The 24,142-nt window shown below is 72.9% G+C and carries 22 protein-coding genes; 15 read left to right on the top strand and 7 right to left on the bottom strand.

Annotation, left to right across the window (positions count from 1 at the left end; genetic code table 11):
- Positions 1 to 583: 583 nt before the first annotated feature.
- The gene (locus tag Q9250_RS06720) at positions 584 to 1,297 is read right to left on the bottom strand and encodes a FadR/GntR family transcriptional regulator (RefSeq protein WP_306233820.1); all 714 of its coding nucleotides are present in this window, start codon (positions 1,295 to 1,297) and stop codon (positions 584 to 586) included.
- Between the two features lie 140 nt (positions 1,298 to 1,437).
- Between Q9250_RS06720 and Q9250_RS06715 the strand changes: the two genes are divergently transcribed.
- The 10 genes from Q9250_RS06715 to Q9250_RS06670 all read left to right on the top strand — a co-directional run bounded on the left by Q9250_RS06715 (position 1,438) and on the right by Q9250_RS06670 (position 12,007).
- On the top strand, positions 1,438 to 3,027 hold the full coding sequence (locus Q9250_RS06715; RefSeq protein ID WP_306233819.1) for an ABC transporter substrate-binding protein: 1,590 nt from the start codon (positions 1,438 to 1,440) through the stop codon (positions 3,025 to 3,027).
- A 94-nt stretch (positions 3,028 to 3,121) separates the two neighbouring features.
- Positions 3,122 to 4,078, top strand: a complete 957-nt coding sequence (locus Q9250_RS06710) for an ABC transporter permease (protein WP_306233818.1) — start codon at positions 3,122 to 3,124, stop codon at positions 4,076 to 4,078.
- A gap of 1 nt (position 4,079) precedes the next feature.
- Positions 4,080 to 6,188 (top strand): dipeptide/oligopeptide/nickel ABC transporter permease/ATP-binding protein, encoded by a 2,109-nt coding sequence (locus Q9250_RS06705; protein ID WP_306233817.1) that lies wholly within the window; start codon positions 4,080 to 4,082, stop codon positions 6,186 to 6,188.
- Positions 6,185 to 7,018 (top strand): ABC transporter ATP-binding protein, encoded by an 834-nt coding sequence (locus tag Q9250_RS06700; RefSeq protein WP_306233816.1) that lies wholly within the window; start codon positions 6,185 to 6,187, stop codon positions 7,016 to 7,018. Before Q9250_RS06705 ends, Q9250_RS06700 begins: the two co-directional genes overlap by 4 nt.
- Positions 7,019 to 7,040: 22 nt before the next feature.
- Entirely contained in the window at positions 7,041 to 7,988 is a 948-nt protein-coding gene (locus tag Q9250_RS06695) for a dihydrodipicolinate synthase family protein (RefSeq protein WP_306233815.1), read from the top strand.
- On the top strand, positions 7,988 to 8,998 hold the full coding sequence (locus tag Q9250_RS06690; protein WP_306233814.1) for an ROK family protein: 1,011 nt from the start codon (positions 7,988 to 7,990) through the stop codon (positions 8,996 to 8,998). The genes Q9250_RS06695 and Q9250_RS06690 overlap by 1 nt, the downstream gene beginning before the upstream one ends.
- 2 nt (positions 8,999 to 9,000) lie before the next feature.
- Positions 9,001 to 9,693: an N-acetylmannosamine-6-phosphate 2-epimerase gene (locus Q9250_RS06685; RefSeq protein WP_422665100.1), complete on the top strand. Its 693-nt coding sequence runs from the start codon at positions 9,001 to 9,003 to the stop codon at positions 9,691 to 9,693.
- Complete coding sequence (gene nagB, locus Q9250_RS06680) at positions 9,693 to 10,469, top strand: glucosamine-6-phosphate deaminase (RefSeq protein ID WP_306233811.1); 777 nt, start codon at positions 9,693 to 9,695, stop codon at positions 10,467 to 10,469. Before Q9250_RS06685 ends, nagB begins: the two co-directional genes overlap by 1 nt.
- On the top strand, positions 10,466 to 11,392 hold the full coding sequence (locus tag Q9250_RS06675; protein WP_306233810.1) for an alpha/beta hydrolase: 927 nt from the start codon (positions 10,466 to 10,468) through the stop codon (positions 11,390 to 11,392). Before nagB ends, Q9250_RS06675 begins: the two co-directional genes overlap by 4 nt.
- A gap of 75 nt (positions 11,393 to 11,467) precedes the next feature.
- The gene (locus Q9250_RS06670; protein WP_306233808.1) at positions 11,468 to 12,007 is read left to right on the top strand and encodes a type 1 glutamine amidotransferase domain-containing protein; all 540 of its coding nucleotides are present in this window, start codon (positions 11,468 to 11,470) and stop codon (positions 12,005 to 12,007) included.
- Between the two features lie 136 nt (positions 12,008 to 12,143).
- Here Q9250_RS06670 and Q9250_RS06665 read toward each other — a convergent pair whose 3' ends face one another.
- The 3 genes from Q9250_RS06665 to Q9250_RS06655 all read right to left on the bottom strand — a co-directional run bounded on the left by Q9250_RS06665 (position 12,144) and on the right by Q9250_RS06655 (position 14,545).
- Positions 12,144 to 12,920 (bottom strand): DUF4232 domain-containing protein, encoded by a 777-nt coding sequence (locus Q9250_RS06665; protein WP_306233807.1) that lies wholly within the window; start codon positions 12,918 to 12,920, stop codon positions 12,144 to 12,146.
- Positions 12,921 to 12,974: 54 nt separating this feature from the next.
- Positions 12,975 to 13,997 (bottom strand): LLM class flavin-dependent oxidoreductase, encoded by a 1,023-nt coding sequence (locus Q9250_RS06660; protein ID WP_306233806.1) that lies wholly within the window; start codon positions 13,995 to 13,997, stop codon positions 12,975 to 12,977.
- A gap of 98 nt (positions 13,998 to 14,095) precedes the next feature.
- On the bottom strand, positions 14,096 to 14,545 hold the full coding sequence (locus Q9250_RS06655) for a hypothetical protein (RefSeq protein ID WP_306233805.1): 450 nt from the start codon (positions 14,543 to 14,545) through the stop codon (positions 14,096 to 14,098).
- A gap of 270 nt (positions 14,546 to 14,815) precedes the next feature.
- On the opposite strand from Q9250_RS06655, the gene Q9250_RS06650 reads away from it, so the two are divergent.
- The 5 genes from Q9250_RS06650 to Q9250_RS06630 all read left to right on the top strand — a co-directional run bounded on the left by Q9250_RS06650 (position 14,816) and on the right by Q9250_RS06630 (position 21,487).
- The gene (locus Q9250_RS06650) at positions 14,816 to 16,276 is read left to right on the top strand and encodes a dicarboxylate/amino acid:cation symporter (RefSeq protein WP_422665084.1); all 1,461 of its coding nucleotides are present in this window, start codon (positions 14,816 to 14,818) and stop codon (positions 16,274 to 16,276) included.
- Positions 16,277 to 16,724: 448 nt separating this feature from the next.
- Positions 16,725 to 17,165 (top strand): iron chaperone, encoded by a 441-nt coding sequence (locus Q9250_RS06645; RefSeq protein WP_306233803.1) that lies wholly within the window; start codon positions 16,725 to 16,727, stop codon positions 17,163 to 17,165.
- A gap of 154 nt (positions 17,166 to 17,319) precedes the next feature.
- A complete protein-coding gene (locus Q9250_RS06640) occupies positions 17,320 to 19,851 on the top strand; it encodes an ATP-dependent Clp protease ATP-binding subunit (RefSeq protein WP_306233802.1) in 2,532 nt (843 codons plus the stop codon).
- Positions 19,852 to 19,966: 115 nt separating this feature from the next.
- The gene (locus Q9250_RS06635; protein ID WP_306233801.1) at positions 19,967 to 20,383 is read left to right on the top strand and encodes an SAM-dependent methyltransferase; all 417 of its coding nucleotides are present in this window, start codon (positions 19,967 to 19,969) and stop codon (positions 20,381 to 20,383) included.
- A gap of 72 nt (positions 20,384 to 20,455) precedes the next feature.
- A complete protein-coding gene (locus Q9250_RS06630; protein ID WP_306233800.1) occupies positions 20,456 to 21,487 on the top strand; it encodes an FAD-dependent oxidoreductase in 1,032 nt (343 codons plus the stop codon).
- Positions 21,488 to 21,577: 90 nt separating this feature from the next.
- On the opposite strand, the gene Q9250_RS06625 is transcribed toward Q9250_RS06630, so the two are convergent.
- From Q9250_RS06625 to Q9250_RS06615, 3 genes are all read right to left on the bottom strand, one after another.
- On the bottom strand, positions 21,578 to 22,351 hold the full coding sequence (locus tag Q9250_RS06625) for a DUF805 domain-containing protein (RefSeq protein WP_306233799.1): 774 nt from the start codon (positions 22,349 to 22,351) through the stop codon (positions 21,578 to 21,580).
- A 67-nt stretch (positions 22,352 to 22,418) separates the two neighbouring features.
- Positions 22,419 to 23,213 carry a maleylpyruvate isomerase N-terminal domain-containing protein gene (locus Q9250_RS06620; RefSeq protein ID WP_306233798.1) on the bottom strand — a complete coding sequence of 265 codons (795 nt, stop codon included), beginning with the start codon at positions 23,211 to 23,213 and terminating at the stop codon, positions 22,419 to 22,421.
- A gap of 41 nt (positions 23,214 to 23,254) precedes the next feature.
- Complete coding sequence (locus tag Q9250_RS06615; RefSeq protein ID WP_306233797.1) at positions 23,255 to 24,028, bottom strand: enoyl-CoA hydratase/isomerase family protein; 774 nt, start codon at positions 24,026 to 24,028, stop codon at positions 23,255 to 23,257.
- Positions 24,029 to 24,142: the final 114 nt, after the last annotated feature.

The raw sequence follows: 24,142 nt of genomic DNA, 5'->3' as shown, positions 1-24,142 counted from the left end.
GCCGGCCCTCGAACGGCCCGATCGTCGTCGCGATGCGGAACGGCCGCAGGCGTCGATCGGCGTTCTCCACAGGCTCTCGGGCGTGTCAGTGGCCCGTGGTGTGATGCNACAGGCTCTCGGGCGTGTCAGTGGCCCGTGGTGTGATGCCTGCATGGACGGTTGGGGCATCGATGGCGAGGAGTACGTCGCCGCGGTGCGCGATGGCGCGATCGACCCGCACGGCCGGTCGGCGTCGGAGTTGCAGGATGAGTTGGATGCGTTCGATGCCGATTGGTCGGCGCGTCTGGCGGCGCTGACGGAGGCGGAGCTCGACGAGGTGGTTGCGGGCCGCATGGCGGTGCCGCCGCTCGCGCCGCCGGTCGAGTCGCCGGTCATCGCGGCGCTGCGGGCGGAGGCGGCGTTCGCCGGCCGGGTGAAGGCGCTGCACGCGCAGCGGGCGCGGCTGGAGGCCGAGGAGCGGGAGCTCGCGAATGGCTCATCGCGGCTTGACAGCAATAGGAGCATCACGGGGTGGGGTGGATGCGTGAGCGCACCCAGCAGCGCCCTCCCGTCGGTCACGGAGGGGCGCTGCGGCGCCGCGGCCTCAGCCGCGCTCGGCGAGCACCCGCTGCAGCGGCTGGTAGTGCTCGAGCACCGCGAGGCGGTAGGCATCCGCGTCGCCGGCGACGGCGGCGGCGAGCATGTCGCCGTGCGCCTGCGCGGTGCTGCGGATGTCCTCGGGGACCCCGATGTGCAGCTGCGGCAGCACGGCGGTGTGGACATCCCAGAACGCGCCGATCAGCTGGCCCGCGAGCCGGTTCGAGGTCGACTCGAACAGGCGGGTGTGGAAGGCCCGGTCCTCGTCGAGGAACATCTCGCCGGCCTTCGCCTTCGCGACCATGGTGGCGACGAGCTCCTCGAGCTCCTCGACGCAGGTCTCGTCGAGCTCGGTGCCCACGACGCGGTCGGTGAGCGCCAGGTCGAGCGCGAGCCGCACCTCGACCACCTCGCGCAGCGCCTGCAGCGAGCCGCCGGGGGAGAGCACGCCGCGGAAGACGAGCGCCTCGACCATGGCGTCGAGCGACATCTGGCCGACGAAGGTGCCGTGCCCGTGGCGCACCTCGACGATGTCGAGCGTCGAGAGCGTGCGCATCGCCTCGCGCACCGAGGAGCGCGAGACGTCGAGGATCTCGCACAGCTCGGTCTCGGTCGGCATCGCGTCCCCGGGCTGGAGCTCGCGCGAGATGATCAGCTGCTTGATCTGATCCGCCGTGGTGTTCCGGCGCATCCGGGCGTCGCGCCTGCCGCTGCGGTTCATGGGTCCTCCAGTTCGACGCGGTGACGATCGTGGCTCGTGCACCGCTTCGGTCATTGTGCTGTCTTCGCCGATGTGGTTATAGTACGTCAGACGTCTGATCTTTGGAACAGCGTCCCTTGCACACCTTGGATGGAGCAGACATGACCCGAACCGACTCCCGTCGCCGCGTGGCGATGGCCGTCGCGGGCGCCACCGTCGCTGCGCTGGCCCTCGCGGCCTGCAGCGGCAGCGCAGCACCCGCACCCGAGGACTCCGGCAGCGCTGCCGCGGTCGACCCCAACGCCATCATCGAAGCCGGCATCTCGTACTCGCTCGGCGGCAGCTTCGACCCCATGCTCGCCTCCGGCGCGGTGACGGTCTCGGCGAACTGGCACATCTTCGAGGGGCTCGTCGACCTCGATCCCGTCACCCGCGAGGCCTACCCGGCGCTCGCCGTCGACCTCCCGACAGAGATCGACGAGACCACCTACGAGCTCGACATCCGCGAGGGTGCGACCTTCCACGACGGCTCGCCGGTCACGACCGACGACGTCGTGTTCAGCTTCGAGCGCGTGCTCGACCCCGCGTCGGGCTCGCTCTTCACGAGCATGATCGACTTCATCGACACCGTCGAGGCCGTCGACGAGGACACCGTGCGGATCACCACCGACTACCCGTTCTCGCTCGTCAACGAGCGCCTCGGCATCGTCAAGATCGTGCCCAAGGCGGTCGTCGAGGCCGACGCCGAGGCCTTCGGCACCACGCCGATCGGCACCGGCCCCTACTCGCTCGTCTCGGCAGTGCCCGACGACAAGCTGGTCTTCGAGCGCAACGACGCCTACAACGGCCCGCGCCCCGCGCTCGCGGCCGGCATGAACTGGAACCTGCTCTCCGACCCGGCCGCGCGCGTCACCGCGATGCAGTCGGGCACCATCCAGGCGATGGAGGACGTGCCCTACATCGACGCCGAGGGCCTCTCGGCCACCACCGACGTCGAGGCGGTGCAGTCGTTCGGCCTGCTGTTCATGATGTTCAACACGCAGCAGGCGCCGTTCGACGACCCGCGCGTGCGCCAGGCGTTCTACTACGCGCTCGACATGGACCGCATCATCGAGACCGGCCTGCTCGGCAACGCCGAGGCGGCCACCTCGTTCCTGCCCTCGACGCACCCGAACTACAACGAGGCATCCACCGTGTACTCGTACGACCCGGCGCGCGCCGAGGAGCTGCTCGCCGAGGCGGGCGTCAGCGACCTCGAGATCACGCTGCTCATGACCGACACCGGCTGGGTGCGCGAGCTCGCACCGCTGATCAAGGAGTCGCTGGACGCCGTGGGCATCTCGACGACGCTCGACATCGGCCAGTCGCCCGCGCAGTACGCGAAGGTCGACAGCGGCGGCTTCCAGGTGATGATCGCACCCGGCGACCCCTCGGTCTTCGGCAACGACGCCGACGTGCTCCTGCGCTGGTGGTACGGCGACAACGTGTGGTCGAACACGCGCTACGCGTGGGCCGACTCGCCCGAGTTCGCCCAGCTGACCGAGCTGCTCGACCAGGGCGTGCGCGTCTCGGGCGACGAGCAGCAGCAGGCCTGGAACGATGCGATCGACCTCGTCGCCGAGCAGGTGCCGCTCTACCCTCTGCTGCACCGCCAGCTGCCCAGCGCCTGGGACTCGCAGCAGCTCCTCGGCTTCGAGCCGGTGCCGACCACCGGCCTGTCGTTCCTTGACGTGGGCGTCGCCGGCCAGTAGGCCGGCGCCCCGCACCGGGACTGGGGCGGGTCAGCCCCGCCCCAGTCCCCTCCGGCCGCACCCGCGGCACCCCACTCGAGCTGGAAGGACAACGGTGTCGAACACGCTCCGACTCATCGGACGCAGACTGCTGCAGCTGCCCATCATGATCCTGGGCATCACGTTCCTGGTCTTCTTCGTCATGTCGTTCTCCGACGTCGACCCCGCCATCACGGCGCTCGGCGAAGGCTCCTCGATCGAGGCGCGCGAGGCCTACCGCGCCTCCCTCGGCCTCGACGACCCGCTGCCGGTGCGCTACCTCGGCTTCCTCGGCGGCATGCTGCAGGGCGACCTCGGCACCTACTCGGCGCGCCAGCTGCCCGTCATCGACGACGTGCTGCGGGCCTTCCCCATCACGCTGCAGCTCACGTTCCTCGGCCTGATCATCGCCGTCGTCGTCGCCACCCTGCTCGGCGTCATCGCCGCCCTCTACCGCGACCGCTGGCCCGACCAGGCGATCCGCGTGCTGTCGATCGCGTCGCTCTCGACGCCGTCGTTCTGGCTCGCCGTGCTGCTGATCCAGCTGTTCACCCTGCAGCTGCAGGTGCTGCCCGCCTCGGGCGCCCTGCCCTCGCCCACCGAAGACTTCGGCGGCTGGCTGGCGCGCATGGCGCTGCCGGCGGTCTCGCTCGCGGTGCCGGTGATCGGCCAGCTCTCGCGCGTCGTGCGCACCGCCATGGTCGAGGAGCTCGACCGCGACTACGTGCGCACCGCGCTCGGCGCCGGTGTGCCGCGAGCCGTCGTGATCGGCCGCAACGTGCTGCGCAACGCGCTCATCACGCCCGTCACGGTGCTCGGCCTGCGGGTGGGCTACCTGCTCGGCGGCGCCGTGGTGATCGAGATCATCTTCGCGCTGCCCGGCATGGGCACGCTCATCCTCAACGGCGTCACCAACAACGAGCCGAACCTCGTGCAGGGCGTGACGCTCGCCGTCGCCCTCGCGTTCGTCGTGATCAACATCGTCGTCGACCTCCTGTACGTGCTCATCAACCCCCGCATCAGGACGGTCTGACATGCGACGCGCACTCACCCAGCGGCTCTCCGCTCCCGGCCTCCGCCTCGGCGGCCTCTCGCTCGGCGCGAAGATCGCGCTCTCCTTCCTCGTGCTCGTCATCCTCTTCGCGGCACTGGGGCCGGTCTTCGTGAGCAGCCCCTACGCATCCGGCCCGCCCGTGCTGCCGCCGAGCCCCGAGCACTGGATGGGCACCGACAGGCAGGGCCGCGACATCTTCGCCCGCCTCGTGCACGGCGCCCGCTACTCGCTCGTGATCGGCATCGGCGCGACCGCCGTGGCGCTGGCGATCGCCGCCGTGCTCGGCACGATCGCCGCCACCGCGCCCCGCGCGATCGCCGAGACGCTCATGCGCGTGCTCGACATCGTCATGTCGTTCCCCGGCATCGCCCTCGCGGCCGTGTTCGTGGCGGTCTTCGGCCAGTCGCTGCCGGTGCTCGTGCTCACGATCGCTTTCCTCTACACGCCGCAGCTCACCCGCATCGTGCGCGCCAACGTGCTCGACCAGTACGGCGAGGACTACGTCGCCGCGGTGCGCGTGATGGGCGCCTCGACGCCCCGCATCATCATCAAACACGTCGCGCGCAACTGCATGGCGCCCGTGCTGGTCTTCACCACCGTGCTCGTCGCCGACGCCATCGTCTTCGAGGCGTCGCTGTCGTTCCTGCAGGCGGGCGTGCCCGACCCCGAGCCCTCCTGGGGCAACGTGATCGCCGCCGGCCGCAACCTCGTGATGGGCGGCTTCTGGTGGGCCACCTTCTTCCCCGGCCTCCTCATCATGCTGACCGTGCTGGCGCTCAACCTGCTGGCAGAGGGCATGACGGATGCGATGGTCTCGCCCCGGGCGCGCAGGCTCACCGAGGATGCGGCCGCGACCGAGGAGGCCACGCACGACCTCGAGGCCGCGCAGGCCCCGTTGGCCGAGGGCGCCAGCCCGGCCGAGGTTGCCGCAGGGCTCGACGCCGCCGTCGTCAGCCCCGAGGGCGAGGCGGAGCCCGCGCTCGAGATCGGCGAACCTGCCGGCGCCGCGCTCGACGCGCCGCCCGCGCTGCACGCCACCACCCGCGTCGTGCCGCTCGAGCAGCGCCTCGCCGAGCTGCGTGAGCGCGAGCTCGAGCGCGCCGACCGGCTCGTGCACGACCGGCCCGACGAGCCGCTGCTCGAGGTGCAGGACCTCTCGATCCGCTTCCCGCGCCACGGCGACGTCGCGGTCGTCGACCGCGTCTCGTTCACCGTGCGGCCCTCCGAGACGATGGCGCTGGTGGGCGAGTCGGGCTGCGGCAAGTCGATCACCTCGCTCGCCATCATGGGGCTGCTCGACCCGCGCGCCGAGATCACCGGACGCATCCTCTTCGACGGCAAGGATCTGCTGACGATGCCCGTGAAGGAGCGCCAGGCGCTGCTCGGCCACGACATCGCGATGATCTACCAGGACGCGCTGTCGTCGCTGAACCCCTCGATGACGGTGCGCAGCCAGATGCGGCAGCTCACCCGCCGCGGCGGCACCCGCACGGCCGAGGAGCTGCTCGAGCTGGTCGGCCTCGACCCGCGGCGGACGCTCGCCTCGTACCCGCATGAGCTCTCGGGCGGCCAGCGCCAGCGCGTGCTGATCGCCATGGCGCTCACCCGCGACCCCCGCCTGATCATCGCCGACGAGCCCACCACCGCGCTCGACGTGACGGTGCAGGCGCAGGTGATCGAGCTGCTCAACCGGCTGCGCGAGGAGCTCGGGTTCGCGATGGTGTTCGTCTCGCACGACCTGGCGCTCGTCGCCGAGCTCGCGCACCGCGTCACCGTCATGTACGCCGGCCAGGTCGTCGAGCAGGGCTCGAACCGGGCGCTGCTGACGCAGCCCGTGCACGAGTACACCCGCGGCCTGCTCGGCGCGGTGCTCTCGATCGAGTCGGGCTCCGACCGCCTGCACCAGGTGCCGGGCACGGTGCCGTCGCCGCGCGACTTCCCCGCCGGCGACCGGTTCGCGCCGCGCTCGTCGAACCCGGCGCGCGGCGCCGGCGTCACCCCGGTGATGCGACGTATCGGCGACACCGACCACGTCTACGCGGCGCATCCCGACGATGCGCCGGTCGAGCCCCTGGAGGTCCGAGCATGAGCGAGGCAACCGCGACCGCCGCCCACAGCACCGACGCGGTCATCGAGCTGCGCGACGTGCACGTGCGCTACAAGGCGCGCTCCTCCTCGCTCTTCCGACGGCAGTACGTGGATGCGATGGACGGCGTCTCGCTCACCGTGCGGCGGGGGCAGACCCTCGGCATCGTCGGCGAGTCGGGCTCCGGCAAGTCGACCACCGCGAAGGTGCTCGTGGGCCTCGAGACGCCCACCTCGGGTGAGGTCGTCATCGCGGGCGAGACCGTGCGCGGGTTCACCGCACCGGTGCGCCGGCGACTGGGACGCATCCTCTCGGTCGTGTTCCAGGATCCGGCGACGGCGCTCAACGCCCGCATGACCGTCAGCGATGCGCTCTCCGACCCGATGGAGGTGCACGGCATCGGCGACGCCCGCAGCCGGCGCGCGCGGGTGCGCGAGCTGATCTCGCTCGTGGGCCTGCCGTCGTCGACGCTCGACGCCCTGCCCGGCCAGCTCTCGGGCGGCCAGCGGCAGCGCGTGGCGATCGCTCGGGCGCTCGCGCTCGACCCGCAGGTGATCATCGCCGACGAGCCCACCTCGGCGCTCGACGTGTCGGTGCGCGCGCAGATCCTCAACCTGCTCACCGACCTCAAGAACGAGCTCGGCCTCGGCATGGTCTTCATCTCGCACGACATCCAGACCGTGCGCTACCTCTCCGACGAGATCGCGGTGATGAGCCACGGCCGCGTCGTCGAGCTGGGCAGCGCGCAGCAGGTCTTCGACGAGCCCGAGCACGACTACACGCGCACGCTGCTGGGCGCCGCGCCGTCGCTGCTCGCCCCGCACCTCAGCTGAACCCCCATCAGGAGCCCGCATCATGACCACCCCTTCGCTGCCCGCCCGCCCCTTCGCCGGCGTGGTGCCGCCCGTCGCGACCCCACTGCTCGAGGACGGTTCGCTCGACGTCGCCTCGCTGGAGCGCCTCGTCGAGCGGCTCGTCGCCGACGGCGTCGACGGGCTCTTCGCGCTCGGCTCGACCGGCGAGACCGCCTACTTCACCGACGACCAGCGCGTCGCGATCCTCGAGACGATCGTGCGAGCGAACGCCGGCCGGGTGCCGATCATCGCCGGCGCCATCGAGCTGACGGCGGGCCGCGTCATCGAGACCGCGCGCCGGCTCGCCGCCGCCGGCGCCGACGCGATCGTCACGACCGCGCCGATCTACGCGATCAGCTCTGAGGCCGAGATCGCCGACCACTTCCGTGCCATCGCGGCAGCGATCGACGTGCCGCTGTGGGCCTACGACATCCCGGTGCGGGTGCACAAGAAGCTGTCGGCGGCGCTGCTGGTCGGCCTCGGCGCCGAGGGCGTCGTCGCCGGCGTGAAGGACTCCTCGGGCGACGACGTGGGCTTCCGCCGCCTGCTCGCCGCGAACGCCGCCGCCGGCAGCCCGCTCGTGCTGCTCACCGGCCACGAGATGGTGGTCGACGCGATGGGCCTGGCCGGCGCCGACGGCGTCGTGCCCGGGCTCGGCAACGTCGATGCTGCCGGCTACGTGCGGCTCTGGGCCGCCGTGCGGCGCGGCGACTGGGCTGCCGCCCGCGACGAGCAGGAGCAGCTGAACCGCCTGTTCGAGATCGTCTTCCAGCCGCTCGGCCGCTCGGGCGACGCGGCCGGCGTGGGTGCGTTCAAGACCGCCATGGTCGAGCGCGGCATCATCGACCACGCCACCATGGCGCACCCCGTGCAGCCGCTCGACGGCGAGACGACCGAGCGCATCCGCGGCATCGTGCGCGAGCTCGGGCTCGCCGCGCAGCCGGTGTGATGACCGACGGCCGGCACGGCGACGGTTCGCTGGGCGATCGCAGCCTCGGCGACGGCCGCCACGGCGACGGCTCGCTCGGCGACGCCGTGCTCGCCGTCGACATCGGCGGCACGAAGACCGCGGTCGCACTGCTCGACGGCGAGCACGCCGTGCTGGCCATGGCGCAGGCGCCGACGCCCGGCGCCGACGGACCCGATGCGATCATCGGCACGGTCGTGGCGCTGGCGCAGCAGGTCGTCGAGAGGGCGCCCGGCGCCCGTGTCGTGGCGACCGGCGTCGGCACCGCCGGCACCGTCGACGTCGATCGCGGCGCGATCGTGTGGGCCACCGAGACGCTCGCCGACTGGGCAGGCACGCCGCTCGCAGCCTCGCTGCGCTCGCGGCTCGCGCCCCTGGTCGGCGACGCACCCGTGCAGGTGCAGAACGACGTCGACGCGCACGCGCTCGGCGAGCTGCGCCGCGGCGCGGCCGCCGGCGCGCGCAGCGCCCTGATGGTCGCCGTCGGCACCGGCATCGGCGCCTCCGTCATCGTCGACGGCCGCGTGCTGCGCGGACACCGCCACGTCGCGGGCGCGTTCGCGCACGTGCCCGTCGGCGCCGCGGGCCTGCGGTGCACCTGCGGCCGCGTCGGCCATCTCGAGGCCATCGGCGGCGGCCTGGGCCTGCACCGGCACTACCTCGCGCTCGGCGGCGATCGATCGGTAGCGGATGCGCGGGGCGTGGCAGGGCGCGCACCGCACGACCCGATCGCGCGCCGCGCCGTCGCCGACTCGGCCGCCGCCGTCGGCCGCGCGATCGCGGGCGCGGCGACCCTGCTCGACCCGGAGCTCGTGGTGCTGAGCGGCGGCGTGGTCGCCGCGGGCGCCGTCTGGTGGGCGCCGATGGAGTCGGCGCTGCGGACCGAGCTGATCGAGGTGCTGCACGACCTGCCGGTCGTCGCCGGCAGCCTCGGCGGAGCCGCACCGCTGCACGGCGCGGCCGCAGCGGCGTGGGAGATGGTGGGGGCATGAGGATGCGGACGACGGGCAGCGAGACCCTCGAGCAGCTGCGGGGCGGCATGGTGGTCTCCTGCCAGGCCTACCCGGGCGAGCCCATGCGCGACGCCGAGACGATGGCGCGCATCGCCCGCGCAGCGGTGGCGGGCGGTGCAGCCGGGATCCGGCTGCAGGGCATCGCCGACCTGCGCGCGGCCGCCGACCTCGAGGTGCCCGTGATCGGGCTCTGGAAGGACGGCGCCGACGGCGTCTTCATCACGCCCACGCTGCGGCACGCGCTCGCGGTCGCCGAGGCGGGCGCCGACGTGGTGGCGATCGACGGCACCCGCCGCGAGCGGCCCGACGGGCTGAGCCTCGCCGGCACCATCGCAGCGCTGCGCGCCGAGCACGACGTGCTCGTCATGGCCGACTGCGGCTCGCTCGACGACGCGATCGCCGCAGAGGCCGCCGGCGCCGACATCCTCGGCACGACGCTGGCCGGCTACACCGGCGAGCGGCCGAAGACCGAGGGCCCCGACCTCGCGCTGATCGCCGAGATCGCGGCGCGCTGCGCGCTGCCGATCATGGCCGAGGGCCGCATCCACACCCCGGCGCACGCGGCAGCGGCACTCGCCGCCGGCGCGACGAGCGTCTGCGTCGGCACGGCCATCACGCATCCGACCACCATCACCGGATGGTTCGTCGCCGCCATCGAGGAGGGCAGGCACTGATGGAGATCGTCATCACCGAGGCCGAGCGGATCGGCGCGCTCGTCGCCGACGAGGTGCAGGCGCTGCTCGAGCGGCGGCCCGACGCCGTGCTGGGCCTCGCCACCGGCTCGAGCCCGCTGCGCGCCTACGACGTGCTCGCGGCGCGGGTCGCCGCGGGCACCGTCTCGTTCGCGGGCGCTCGCGGGTTCATGCTCGACGAGTACGTCGGGCTGCCGGCCGACGACCCGCGCTCCTACCGCTCGGTGATCGACGCCGAGCTCGTCTCGCGCGTGGACTTCGCGCCCGGGGCCGTGCTCGGGCCCGACGGCACCGCATCCGACCTCGACGCCGCCTGCGCGGCCTACGAGCGCGAGGTCGCCGCGGCCGGGGGCGTCGACCTGCAGATCCTGGGCGTCGGCACGACCGGGCACATCGCCTTCAACGAGCCGTCGTCGTCGCTCGCGTCGCGCACCCGCGTGAAGACGCTCACCGCCCAGACGCGGCGCGACAACGCCCGCTTCTTCGACGGCGACGTCGACGCGGTGCCCCGCCACTGCCTCACCCAGGGGCTGGGCACGATCCTCGAGTCGCGGCACGCGGTCGTCATCGCGACCGGCTTCGCGAAGGCCGTGGCGGTGCGCGAGATGGTCGAGGGCGCGATCTCGGCGCGGTGGCCGTGCACGGCGCTGCAGCTGCACCCGAAGGTGACGGTGCTCGTCGACCAGGCGGCCGCGTCGGGGCTCGAGCTGACCGACTACTACCGCGAGGTGGCCGAGCACCGGGATGCGGTGCGGTGACCGCCGACCCTGTGCTCCAGGCCGCCGCCGGCGGGCCGCGGCCGGCCGTCGCCCCGCCGCTGCGACCTGCGCTGGTCGAGCTCGCGCGCTCCCTCCCGCCGCTGACCGGTGTCGACGACATCCCTCGCTACCGCGTCGCGGGGAAGGGCCGACGCGTGCCGATCGGGCAGACGGCCGCCGAGCTCGGCCTCGAGGCGGTCGAGCTGCGGCTCGGCGGCATGCCGGCCACCGCGCTGCGCCCCGCGGGCGAGCTGCGCGGCCGGGTGCTCTTCCTGCACGGCGGCGGCATGGTGGGCGGCGACCGCTCCTCCGGGGCCGACCTGCTCGCACGGCACGCCGCCGAGCTCGGCATCGAGGTGCTCGCGCTCGACTACCCGCTCGCGCCCGAGCACTCGCTCGATGCGATGACGGATGCGGTGCTGACGGCCGTGCGCGCCGTGGCCGGGCTGCCGCTCGTGCTCGCCGGGCACAGCGGCGGCGGCGGGCTCGCGGCGGCGGTGGCGCTCACTGCCCGTGACGCCGACGTGCCGCTCGACGGGCTGCTGCTGTCGTGCCCGATGGTCGGCGGCGCCGGCACGCCGTCGCGCGCCCAGTTCGCGGCCGACCCGTCGTGGGGCGCCGGCAGCGACGCGGCGGCATGGTCGGCCGTGCTCGCAGGTGCCGAGCAGGCCCGCCCGGGCGAGCGAGACGACCTGCACGGCCTGCCGCCCACCTACCTCGACGTCGGCGCGGCCGAGCTCTTCCGCGACGACGTGCTGGCCTTCGCCGCCCGCCTGCTGGCGGCGGGCAACCAGGCGGAGCTGCACGTGTGGTCGGGGGCCTTCCACGCATCCGACTGCCTGGTCGAGGAGGCGACGGTGTCGATCGAGGCGCACCGCGCCCGCCGCGAGTGGTTGCGGCGCCTGCTCGAGGGCGGGCTGTAGCCGCGTTCACGGTCTGCCCAGACTCCGCGCGTGCGGTCGATCTGTACCCCAGACACCCAACCGCAAGGAGGAGACATGGCTGACATCACAGGCAAGAAGGTCGCGTTCGTGCTGACGGACGGCTTCGAGGACTCCGAGCTCACCAGCCCCTGGGAGGCCGTGCAGGGCGCCGGCGCGCTGCCGACCCTCATCGCCCCGAAGGACGGTCAGGTCGAGGGCAAGAAGGGCCACACCCAGACGGTGGATGCGGTGGCCAAGCAGGTGAAGGCATCCGACTTCGACGCCCTGGTGCTGCCGGGCGGCGTCGTGAACGCCGACCACCTGCGCATGGACGAGGACGCGGTCGCGCTCGTGCGCGGCTTCGTCGAGCAGGGCAAGCCGATCGGCGTCATCTGCCACGGCGCGTGGATCCTGATCGAGGCCGGCGCCGTCTCGGGCCGCACGATCACCAGCTACCCGAGCCTGAAGACCGACCTCGAGAACGCGGGCGCCACCTGGGTCGACCAGGAGGTCGCGACCGACAACGGGCTGGTGTCGAGCCGCACGCCCGACGACCTGCCGGCGTTCAACGCGAAGATCGTCGAGGAGTTCGCCGAGGGGCTGCACCAGCGCTGACGCGCACTTGCTTGCTGCACGACAGAGCCCGGCACGTCGGACGTGCTGGGCTCTGTCGTGCGTGCTCAGCCGCGCTCGACGGTCGTGCAGCCCGCCGAGCGCCGGCTGGTGGCCCGTCCGCGGCGCACTGCCGAGATCACGCCGCGCTGAACGATCCGACGCGCACGGTGGTCAGCATCCCCACGTCCATCGTGGCCTCGTGCGGCTCGCCGCTGTCGCCGCCCATCATCGACTCGGCGCTGATCGTCGGCGCGACGCGCAGCGGCTCCTGCCCCTGCGCCAGCTGTACGACGAGCAGCGAGATGCGCTCGTCGTGCGCGCCGGCGAGCGCACCCGTCCAGCGGATCGGCGCGCTGGCCGCGGCACCCGGTGCGAGCGTGACGGGCGAGCCGTCGCCCGAGTCGATCGGATCCTGCTCGGCCAGGATGAGGAAGCCGCTGCCCCACTCGCCGCGCGCGCCGACGCCGGGGAAGCCCGCGACGCTGCACGGCTCGGCCGACGTGTTCGTGACCCTCAGCGTCGAGAACCGGCTGCCGGCTGCGACGTCGTAGCCCCACAGCTCGATGTCGACGCCGTCGGCCGCGCAGGTCTCGGGCCGCAGCGCCGCAGTCGCCGGCACGCGCAGCAGCGCGGTCAGCTCGTCGGCGGTCAGCGACGCGTCGGGCACGGCCGCGGTGTCGGGCGGGCTGTCGAAGCCCGGCGCCAGCTCGCTCTCGTGCGGCACGGGCGCCGCGGCGGGAGCGCTGTCCTCGACGATCGCGGCAGACGCGGTGGGCTCGGGCCTCGGGTCGGGCGCGGGCCCGCAGGCGGTCAGCAGCGCGGCCGCGGCGCAGACGAGCGCTGCCATCGGCACCGCCGTTCGGGCGGTGCAGCCGGCGCGCCGGTCGACGGGGGTCGGATCGGCGCGCGTCATAGCTGCGAACCTAGCGTCGCGGTGCGCGAGCGCGCTGGGTGGCGCGCGGCGCGGTCAGCCCTCCTGCCACCCCAGGTCGCGCGCGACCGCGACGAGCGACGTGAGCAGGTGGGCGTTGTAGTCGTAGCCGAGCTGGCTGGGCAGCGCGAAGAGCACCGTGTCGGCCGCCTGCACCGCGTCGTCGGCGAGCAACCGCTTCGCGACGTGCTCGGGCTCGCCCGCGTACGTGGGGCCGCCTCGCACCAGGTCGCCCTCGATGCGCCCCTGCCCGTCGTTGCGCTCGTCGGCGAGCCCGAAGTAGCGCCGGTCGTCGTCGCTGAAGAACGGGAACGCGCTGCGCGTCACGGCGGTGCGGGGGCGGATGCGGTGGCCCGCCCGCGCGTGCACCTCGAGGTAGCCGCGCACCTGGTCGGCCTGCTGCACGTGGAAGGGGCGCCCGTCGTCCTGCGTCAGCAGCGTCGACGAGAGCAGGTTGTAGCCGTGCTCACCCGCCCAAAGCCCGGAGGCGTGGTTGCCGGCACCCCACCAGAGCCGGTCGGCGAGGCCGGGGGAGTGCGGCTCGACGGGCAGGTCGGGCGCCTTGCCGAGGTCGGCGGCCAGCGCCGAGGTGGCCTGCGGCTCGCCCCGCAGGGCCCGACGCACGTGGTCGGCGCGGTCGCGGGCGAGATCAGACCAGCTGACGCCCTCGGGCTGCGGCAGCCCGAACCTCTCCTGGCCGTCGACGGCTCGCTCGGGCGAGCCGCGCGAGATGCCCAGCTGCAGCCGCTCGCCGGCCAGCAGGTCGGTGGCGCTCGCGATCTCGGCCATCGCCAGCGGCTGCTCGTAGCGCAGGTCGATCACGCCGGTGCCGAGCTCGAGCGTCGAGGTGCGGGCGCCCATCGCCGCAAGCAGCGGGTAGGGCGTCGCGAGCGACTGGTCGAAGTGGTGCACGCGCACCCAAGCGCCGTCCATGCCTGCTTCTTCGGCGGCGACCGCGAGGTCGACGTGCATGCGCAGCGAGTCGCCGGGGGTCGGCACGCGCGAGCCGGGCACGTCGCGGTAGTGGCCGAAGGAGAGGAACCCGATCCGTTTGCGCATGCTCTCTCGAACCGGTGCCGCGAGTGCGGCATTCCGCCCGGCACGCAGCAGCGCCCCCGGGGAGGACGGGGGCGCTGCTGCCGTGCGAGGCGATCGGGTCAGTCGTTCGAGCCGGCCGTCATGGGGCTGACCGCCGACGGCACCGATGCCACGGAGACCGGGCTCGGGGTCGCCGGGCTCGGGGTCGCCGGGCTCGGCGTCGCAGGGCTCGGGGTCGCGGGGCTCGGGGTCGCGGGGCTGTCGGGCGTCATCGAGGTGCCGGGGGTCATCGAGGTGTCGGGCGACATCGAGGTGTCGGGCGACATCGAGCTGCCGGGGGTGTTGGCGGTGGCCGTCGACGTGGCCGAGACGACGGATGCGCGGTCGTCGGTGGCGTTGATCGTGACGGTGCCGCGCTCCAGCAGGTCGCCGCGCACCTGCTCCGAGGCGACGGTGCTGCCGTCGGCGTTGCGCAGCTCGACGGCGTTGGCGATGCCGGTGGCGCTGGCGGCGAGGGCACCGAGTCCGAGCGCTCCGACGGTGCCGATGGCGATCCACTTCGTGTTCATGGTGTGCTCCTGCTTCCTGTGGCCGAGCCTGCCGGCCGCTTCCTGTTGCCATCACTCTCGCCGTCGCCCGTGAGGCCACCAGGAGCGATGGGTGAGAGCCCTCTCATCCATCGCCGCCTTCCCGAGGCCACGCCGACGCATCCGCAGGTCGCGCGCGTGTGACGCCACGTGACAGTTTGGTCAGAACGAGTCCTGATGCCCGATATAAATGAATCGCACCCGGGCGGTACTCGCCCGCCTTCCCTGTCCCACGCATCCACAAGGAGCACCGTGTCCTCCACGTCGACCACAGCCCACCCGCCGGCGCCGCTCTCGCGCGCCCGCCGGATCCTCGGATCGTTCGGTTTCCAGATCACCGCAGCGCTCGTGCTCGGCGTCGTGCTGGGCCTCATCGCCCGACAGCTCGGCCCGAGCGCCGACGGCGCCGACAACGCGCTCGCCGAGACGCTCGCCACGATCGGCTCGAGCTACGTGGCACTGCTGAAGACGGCCGTGGTGCCGCTCATCCTGACCGCGATCATCGCCTCGATCGCGCAGCTCCGCCGCGTGCAGAACGCCGCCAGGCTCGCCGGCCAGACGCTGCTGTGGTTCGCCATCACCGCTGCCGTCGCCGTGACGATCGGCATCCTGCTCGGCGTCACGCTGCAGCCCGGCTCGCGCGTCGACACGGGCGCGCTCGAGACCGCCGAGCCCAGCCGCGTCGGCACCTGGTGGGACTTCCTGATCGGCCTCGTGCCGCAGAACTTCCTCGGCCTGACCGTCTCGACCCGGGCGTCGGCCGAGGGCGACCTCACGTCGACCGTGGGCTTCAACGTGCTGCAGGTGATCGTCGTCGCGATCGCGCTCGGCGTCGCCGCGCTCAAGCTCGGCAAGCGCGCCGCGCCGTTCCTCGAGTTCACCGAGTCGGCGCTCAAGGTGATCCAGAAGGCGCTGTGGTGGATCATCCGCATCGCCCCGATCGGCACCGTCGGCCTGCTCGGCAACGCGGTCGTGCAGTACGGCTGGGAGAAGCTCGGCACCCTCGGCTGGTTCGTGGTCGCGATCTACATCGGCCTCGCGCTCGTGCTGTTCGTCGTCTACCCGACGCTGGTGAAGCTGCACGGGCTCTCGATCCGGCAGTACTTCTCGGGCGTCTGGCCGGCCGTGCAGCTCGGGTTCGTCAGCCGCTCCTCGATGGGCACGCTGCCGCTCACGCAGCGCGTCACCGAGCGCAACCTCGGCGTGCCGCGCGAGTACGCGTCGTTCGCCGTGCCCTTCGGCACCACCACCAAGATGGATGGCTGCGCGGCGATCTACCCCGCGATCTCCGCCATCTTCGTCGCCCAGTTCTTCGGCATCGAGCTGCAGATCGTGCACTTCGTGCTCATCGCGCTCGTCTCGATCGTCGGCTCGGCCGCGACCGCGGGCACCACCGGCGCCACGGTCATGCTCACGCTGACGCTGTCGACCCTGGGCCTGCCGCTCGAGGGAGTCGGCCTGCTCCTGGCCGTCGACCCGATCCTCGACATGGGCCGCACCGCCGTGAACGTGGCCGGCCAGGCGCTCGTGCCGACGATCGTCGCGAAGCGCGAGGGCATCCTCGACCTCGAGCTCTACAACGCCGAGCGCTCGGGGCTGCCGTTCGCCGACGACTCCGACGACGCGGTGGCGGATGCGTCCGCCGGCTCGGGTGCGGACCCCGCCTCGGGCGCGCCCTCCGACGAGCGGCGCGCACCCGTGCCGACCGCCTGACGCGCCCGCCTGCCTGAGGCGCCCGCCTGCCTGGGGTGCTTGAGGCGCCCGCGTGCCTGAGGCGCCCGCGTGCCTGAGCGCCCGCGCGCCTGAGGCGCCCGCGTGCCTGAGCGCCCGCGCGCCTGACACGCCCGCGTGCCTGAGGCGCCCGCGTGCCTGAGGCGCCCGCCTGTCGCAACCCTCAGCATCCGCCCCCCAATAGAACGCGGACCCCTTACACCGAATCCGACCTGGTGCACCAGGTCGGATTCGGTGAACGGGGTCCGCGTCGCGCGTCCGGTCCGCGCCTCCGGTCCGCGCGTCCGGTCCGCGCGTCCGGTCCGCGCGTCCGCGCCGCGCGAGCCGCCGAGCCACCCGAGCAGGATCGGAGAAGCGCGCGAGCGGCCGATCGCGCCATGATCGGGGCAGCGCCGATGCGCGCGACGACGAAGACCGAAGGGAACCCCGCATGGCCACCGAAGACGACGGCACCCTCTCCGCCGAGGAGCGCAAGGCGCTCAAGGAGCGCACCGCAGAGCTGCGCAAGCAGGCGAGCCGCAAGGGCGGCAACAAGAAGGAGAAGGATCTGCAGGACGTGGTCGACACGATCGCCGCCCTGCCCGAGCCCGACAAGCAGATCGCGCAGATGATCCACGAGGTGGTCACCGAGGTCGCCCCGAGCCTCGACCCGAAGACGTGGTACGGCTTCCCCGCCTACGCCCGCGACGGCAAGGTGCTCGTCTTCTACCAGCAGGCCTCGAAGTTCGACGCGCGCTACGGCACCCTCGGGTTCCAGGACAACGCGTCGCTCGACGACGGCCCGATGTGGCCGGCGTCGTTCGCGATCGTCGAGGTGACGGATGCGGTGCGCAAGCAGGTGGGCGAGCTCGTCAAGAAGGCGGTCGGCTGAGCCGCGAACCCACCCGTCGACGCGCCCGCGCTGCCGCAGTACGTTGCGGAGCACGGGCGCTCGTCGTCCGCTCGCCCTGGGCGAACGGGAATGCGCGCACGCCTTCGATGTTCTAACTTGAGTCGAGCACACTCAAGTTCTTGAAGGGATGCACATGGCAGCCATCTACGGACCGGTCGGCGATGGATCGTACGAGGACTTCATCGCCCGGATCCTGCAGGGGCAGCGCGCGCCCGCGCACCGCTCCATCGATCTCTCGCGCCTCGTCTCGCGCCGCATGGGATCGGTCATCGCGACCGCTGTGGAGTACGCGCGCGAGCACAAGCACGCCGAGGTCGACGCGATGCACCTGCTGCACGCGCTGCTCGAGCTGCCGCAGGTCGTCGGCGCCGTCCACGGCGCCGGCGCCGACCTCGAGGCGCTCCGCTCGACGGTCGAGGATCACCTCCCGGCCGACGGCGAACGCGAGGTCGAAGGACCGCCGTCACTCACCGCATCCGCCCAGCGCGCTCTGCGCGACGCCTACCAGCTGGCGCGCGCCAACGGCTCGAGCTACATCGACCCCGAGCACCTGTTCTTCGCCTTCCTGCTCGCCGGCGACAGCGCCGTCAACCGCGTGCTCACCGAGGCGGGCATCACGCAGGAGTCGCTGCAGCGCGCCCAGGTCGAGGCGCAGCGCGAGGCTGCCGAGCAGCGCGCGATCGCGGCCGGCAAGCCCAGCAGCAAGGTCGACCCCGACTCGACCACGCCGACGCTCGACGAGTTCGGCTCCGACCTCACGCAGCGCGCCCGCGACGGCAAGCTCGATCCCGTGATCGGCCGCGCCGACGAGATCGAGCAGACCATCGAGATCCTCTCCCGCCGCACCAAGAACAACCCGGTGCTGATCGGCGAGGCCGGCGTCGGCAAGACCGCCATCGTCGAGGGGCTCGCCCGCGCGATCGTCGAGGGCGGCGTGCCGAAGTCGCTGCACGGCAAGCGCGTCGTGGCGCTCGACCTCACGGCCATGGTCGCCGGCACGCGCTTCCGCGGCGACTTCGAGGAGCGCATCACCAAGGCGATGGACGAGATCACCGAGCACAAGGACGAGCTGATCGTCTTCATCGACGAGCTGCACTCGATCCTCGGCGCCGGCGGTGGCGGCGACAGCGGCATGGACGCAGCGAACATCCTCAAGCCCCGCCTCGCCCGCGGCGAGCTGCACATGATCGGCGCGACCACGCTCGCCGAGTTCCGCCGCATCGAGAAGGATGCCGCGCTCACCCGCCGCTTCCAGCCGGTGCTGGTGTCGGAGCCGAGCGAGGAGGACGCCGTGCTGATCCTCGAGGGGCTGAAGAGCGCCTACGAGGAGCACCACCGCGTCTCGTACTCGCCCCAGGCGATCCGCGCCGCCGTCGAGCTGTCGCACCGGTACATCAGCGACCGCTTCCTGCCCGACAAGGCGATCGACCTGATCGACCAGGCCGGTGCGCGCCTGCGCCTGCGGCTCGGCGCGAAGGTCGATGTGGATGCGCTGGCGAAGGAGCGCGAGCACCTCCTGGACGAGAAGCGGCAGGCCGTCGAGGCCGAGGAGTTCGAGGAGGCGACGCGCCTGCGCGACCGGATCGCCGCCATCGACGCGTCGATCGAGTCGGGCTCCGGCGATGACGGCGAGGTCGGCGAGGAGGAGATCGCCGAGGTGGTCGCGCGGGCGACCGGCATCCCCGCGTCGCGCCTCACCGAGGGCGACCGGCAGCGGCTGGGCCGCCTCGAGGAGGAGCTGCACGAGCGCGTCGTCGGTCAGGAGGATGCGGTCACGGCAGTCGCGAAGGCCGTGCGGCGCTCGCGGTCGGGGCTCGGCGACGCCGGCCGCCCGATCGGCTCGTTCCTGTTCCTCGGCCCGACCGGCGTCGGCAAGACCGAGCTGGCGAAGACGCTCGCGTCGAGCCTGTTCGGCTCGGAGTCGGCGCTGGTGCGCTTCGACATGTCGGAGTTCGGCGAGCGCCACACGGTCGCACGCCTGATCGGCGCCCCTCCCGGCTACGTCGGCTACGACGAGGCCGGTCAGCTCACCGAGAAGGTGCGCCGCCAGCCCTACTCGGTGGTGCTGCTGGACGAGATCGAGAAGGCGCACCCCGACGTCTTCAACCTGCTGCTGCAGGTGCTCGAGGACGGCCGCCTCACCGACGGCCAGGGCCGCACGGTCGACTTCCGCAACACGGTCGTGATCATGACCTCGAACGTCGGCGGCGAGTTCCTCGCGTCGAAGTCGGGCCCCATCGGCTTCCAGGCCGGCGACGGCGCGGGCTCCCAGGAGGAGCTGCGCGCGAAGGTGATGGGCAGGCTGCGCGAGCAGATGCGCCCCGAGCTGATCAACCGCATCGACGAGATCGTGCTGTTCCAGAAGCTCGAGCCCGAGCAGCTGCGGCAGATCGTCACGCTGCTGCTCGACCGCGTGGGCGACCGGCTCGCGGCGCAGGACGTGAAGCTCGACGTGACGGATGCGGCGCTCGCGTGGCTCGCGGAGCACGGCTACGAGCCCGAGTACGGCGCGCGGCCGCTGCGCAGGCTCATCCAGCGCGAGGTCGAGGATCGGGTCGCCGATCTCATCGTCGGCGGGCTCGAGACCGGCACCGTGCGGGTCGACGTCGACGACGCCCAGCTGCGGGTCACGGCGGTCGACGAGCAGCCGACGGTCGCGATGTAGCGGCGCCGCAGCGAACCCCCGACGGCCGATCGTCGGGGGTTCGCTCTTGTGCGGTCCCGACCGCCCCGCCATGCTCAGTGGCCAAGGCGCTCATGCACCGAGCTGAGGAGGCGTCATGGCAGATCTCTCCCCGCGACTCGCGGCGGTGCTCGACGCGCTGCCGCTGCGACCGGGCATGCGGGTGCTCGAGGTGGGCTGCGGCCCGGGCGCGCTCGCGCGGGCGATGGCCGCGCGCGTCGGCGCCGAGGGCTACGTGCTGGGCGTCGATCGCTCGCCGACGGCGATCCAGGCCGCCGAGCGGGCTTCCGACCACGGCAGCCTCGACTTCCGCGTCTCGACCGCCGAGACCTTCCGGCTCAAGCGCGACGAGCAGCCGTTCGACCTCGTCGTCGCCATCCGCGTCGGCGCGCTCGACGGCCGCCACCCCGAGCTCGAGGCCGCCGCGCTGGCGCAGCTCGCGGCAGCGACCGCGCCCGGCGCATCCCTCTACGTCGACCGCGGCGATCCGCTCGAGGCGATCCCGCTCCACTGATCTCAACGTGCCAGGTGCGTGCACGACGAGATAATCGCGTCGAGCGAGCACCTGACACGTTGAGGAGGCAGCATGGGCGAGCGCATCGCGGTGGTGGGCGCCGGCGTCATCGGGCTGTCGATCGCGCACGAGCTCGCGACGGCCGGTCGGCGCGTCACCGTGCTGGCAGACCTCGAGCCCCTCGAGACGACGTCGGCGATCGCCGGCGCCGTCTGGTTCCCGTACGCCGCCGAGCGCTCCGCCGCCGTCGACACCATGCTCGCCACCACGCTCGCGCGCCTCACCGCGCTCGCGACGCACGAGCCCGACGCGGGCATCGACCTGCGCCGCGGCCTCATCATCGAGCGGTCGCCCGACCCCGACCGCTCCTGGACGACCATGCTGCGCGCGACCGAGGTCCACGCATCCGACCTGCCCGCCTTCGGCGTCGCGGCCGCTGCGCTGGGCGCCGGTGCGACCGCGATGAGCACGACCGCGCCGCTCGCCACGATGTCGCTGTACCTGCCGTGGCTGCGGGCGCGGTGCGCGGCGCTCGGCGTGCGGTTCGAGCGCCGGGTCGTCGACGACGTGGATGCGCTGGCGCACGACTTCGACGTCGTCGTCGTGGCCGCCGGGGCGCGCGGGGGAGCGCTGCTCGGCGACGACGCGAACGTGGTGCCCGTGCGCGGGCAGGTGGTGCGGGTCGAGCACCCCGGCGTCGACGGGTTCGGCATCGACGGGTTCGGCATCGACGGGTTCGGCATCGACGGGTTGGGCATCGACGCGTTCGTGATCGACGACGAGAACCCGGCAGGGCTCACCTACGTGCTGCCGCGTCGCGATTGCGTGGTGCTGGGCGGCACGCACGATGTGGGCGCGACGTCGCTCGAGCCCGACCCGGCGACCGAGGCGGCCATCATCGAGCGCTGCGAGGCGCTGGTGCCGGCGGTCGCCGGGCAGCGGATCCTGTCGCGGGCGGTCGGGCTGCGGCCCGGCCGTGCCACGCTGCGCATCGAGGAGGTGCCGAGGCGGGCGCTGCGCGTGATCGCCGCCTACGGCCACGGCGGCTCAGGCATGACGCTCTCGTGGGGCACCGCCGAGCGCGTGGCGGCGCTGCTCGGGTGAGCGCCGCCGTTGGCTCCTGCACGGATCGGGCCGACGGAGGTCGCCATGGAGCAGCGGCTGCCCAGGAGCGGCGCCGCGCCGGCGCCCCGGTCAGGGCTGCTGCGGCTGCTGCCCGTAGGGCTGGCCGCCGTACGACTGGCCGCCGTAGGACTGCGCTCCGTACTGTGGCTCGCCGTACTGCTGCTCGCCGGAGGGCTGTCCGTAGGCGGGGCTGACCGCGGGCTGGCCGTAGGCCGGGCTGCTCGTCGGCTGCCCGTAGGCCGGGCTGCTCGACTGCTGCGGCGCCTGGCCGTAGGCCTGCTGCCCATACGGGTCCTGCGCCCAGGCCTGCTGCTGCCCGTACGCGCCGTAGCCGCTCGCGAGCTGCGCCCGCGCACCGGGGTCGTACTGCACTCCGGCCGGGTTCGAGGGCAGGATGCACATGATGATCGGCACGATGCCGAAGCCGACCAGGCTCAGCAGCGCGAGGGCACCGTGGAAGTTCGCGTCCTGCAGCCGCCGCCACATGACCGCGTAGGTCGGCAGCACGATCGCGAGCGACACCAGCGACAGCAGCACGACGAAGATCATCATCGTGCCCAGCGAGCCGAGCATCTCCGCCTCCGCCGACGCGAAGCCGGCCGAGCCCGGGTTCAAGGAGTCGGCTCGGAACGTCGACGCCATCACCGCGGCCCAGGCGATCCAGAACGGCACCTGCACCACGAGCGAGATGAGGAAGGTGAACAGCATCGCCCACCAGAACTCGCTGCGGCTCGCCCGGCCCGAGAACTTCACGTAGCCGCGGAAGAAGCGCCTGATCGACGCCCCGAACGACGCGCCGTAGAGCGGCTGGCCGACGGGGATCTGCGCGGTGGTGCTGGTCACGCGATCATTGTCCCCCACCGCGGAGCTCGATCCCGCCGCGTTCACCGGATGTTCGCGCGCGAGTCGCCTACGGCGTCAGGCCGGCATCCAGCACGGCTGCAGCCAGGTCGCGGTCGCCGCGCACCTCGATGCCCTCCGCAGCGAGCCCGAGGCGACCCCAGGCCAGCAGCGCCAGCGACCGTGCCGGCCCGGCGATGACGATCTCGGCGGCGCCGTCGGGTGCCCCGGTGAGTGCGAGGGAGGCATCCGCCCCTGCAGGTCGGAAGACGAGCCGGGCCGCGGGCGGCGGCACGCGCTCGAGCCGCAGCTGCCGCGGGTGCATGACGGTGACGACCTCGTCGAGGCAGTCGAGCCAGAGCGCCTCATCGGCGGCGAACGCGTCGTCGGCACCGAGCGCGTCGTCGGCACTGAGCGTTCCGTCGGCACTGAGCGTTCCGTCGACACCGAGCGGCTCGCCGACAGCGGTGCGCAGATCCCACAGGTGCACGAGCGTCTCGTGCAGCTGCCGGCGGTGCCAGAAGCGCACGGTGCCGGTCTGCTCGCCGCGGGGCACGCCGTCGTCGACGAGGGCCCAGGCGCGCGCGTCGGGGTCGAGCTCGGCGAGCGTCGCCCGCAGCTCGGCCGCGCACTCGGCGTAGAGCCCGGGCAGGTCGGCGAACGGCCCGCGTCCGAGCGGCCTCTCCTGCTCGCATCGCGCCTGCGCCGCCGCCCAGTGGTGGATGCGCGCCAGGTGCACCACCAGCTGCTCGACCTTCCAGCGGCCGAGCCACGGGATCGGCGTGGCCGGGTCAGCGCGCCGGGTCGTGTCGAGGAACCGCTGCTGCAGGTCGGCGAGCGCGGCGAGGTGATCGATGCGGGTCATGGGCGAGGGCGGATGCGTCGTGTCGGGTCGACCGGCAGGGCTCAGTCGCGTCCGGTGAAGGTGGGCGTGCGCTTCTGCTGGAACGCCGCGAAGCCCTCGCGGTAGTCGACGGTCTCGGCCAGCGCTGCCTGCGCCGCGCTCTCGCCGCCCATCGACTGCCACAGCCCCAGCCGCTCGTCGCGGAGGCCCCGGATCAGCTCCTTCGACGCGATGAACGCCAGCGTCGGGCCCTGCGCCGCGTGCGCCGCGGCGGCCCGCGTCGTCTCGAGCAGCGACACGTCGGGCAGCGCCTGCGAGAACAGGCCGGCGGCGACCGCCTCGGCGCCGGTCATCAGCCGGCCCGAGTAGATCAGGTCGAGCGTGCGGTGCGCGCCCAGCCGCTCGAAGAGGAGCGCGTGGCCGCCCGAGTCGAGCGTGGCGCCGAGCGCCGCGAACGGGCTGCCGAACTTCGCGGTCTCGGCGACGTAGACCACGTCGGTAGCGATCAGCAGTCCGAGGCCGACCCCGAGCGCCGCGCCCTGCACGGCCGCGAAGGTGGGCGCCGGGAACGCGGCGATCTGCTGCAGCAGCGGCTGCAGGCCGTCGCGCAGGTACCCGATCGTGTCGTCGGTGCGCGGGTCGACCTGCGAGATGTCGCGGCCGGCGCAGAACACCTTGCCCTCGCCGCGCAGGACGAGCGCGCGCACGCCCGCCCGCTCGGCGCGAGTGAACGCATCCGCCAATTCAGTGAGAGCGGATGCGTCGAGCGCGTTGCGCTTCTCGGGCGCGTTCAGCACGACCTCGGCGATGCCGTCGGTGATCTGCAGCTCGATCATGGGAACCCCTTCACTCGGACACAGGTCTCGAGTATGCCCGCAGGGCCGTAGCGAGATGCGTGACCGGATCTCGATACGCCGCCTGCGGCGGCTACTCGATCTTGAGCCCTACAG

Origin of the sequence: Agrococcus beijingensis, from assembly GCF_030758955.1 — a bacterium.
Classification (GTDB): Bacteria; Actinomycetota; Actinomycetes; order Actinomycetales; family Microbacteriaceae; genus Agrococcus; species Agrococcus beijingensis.
The sequence above is the reverse complement of the archived record's forward strand: the minus strand, read 5'-3'. Positions and strand labels throughout refer to the sequence as shown.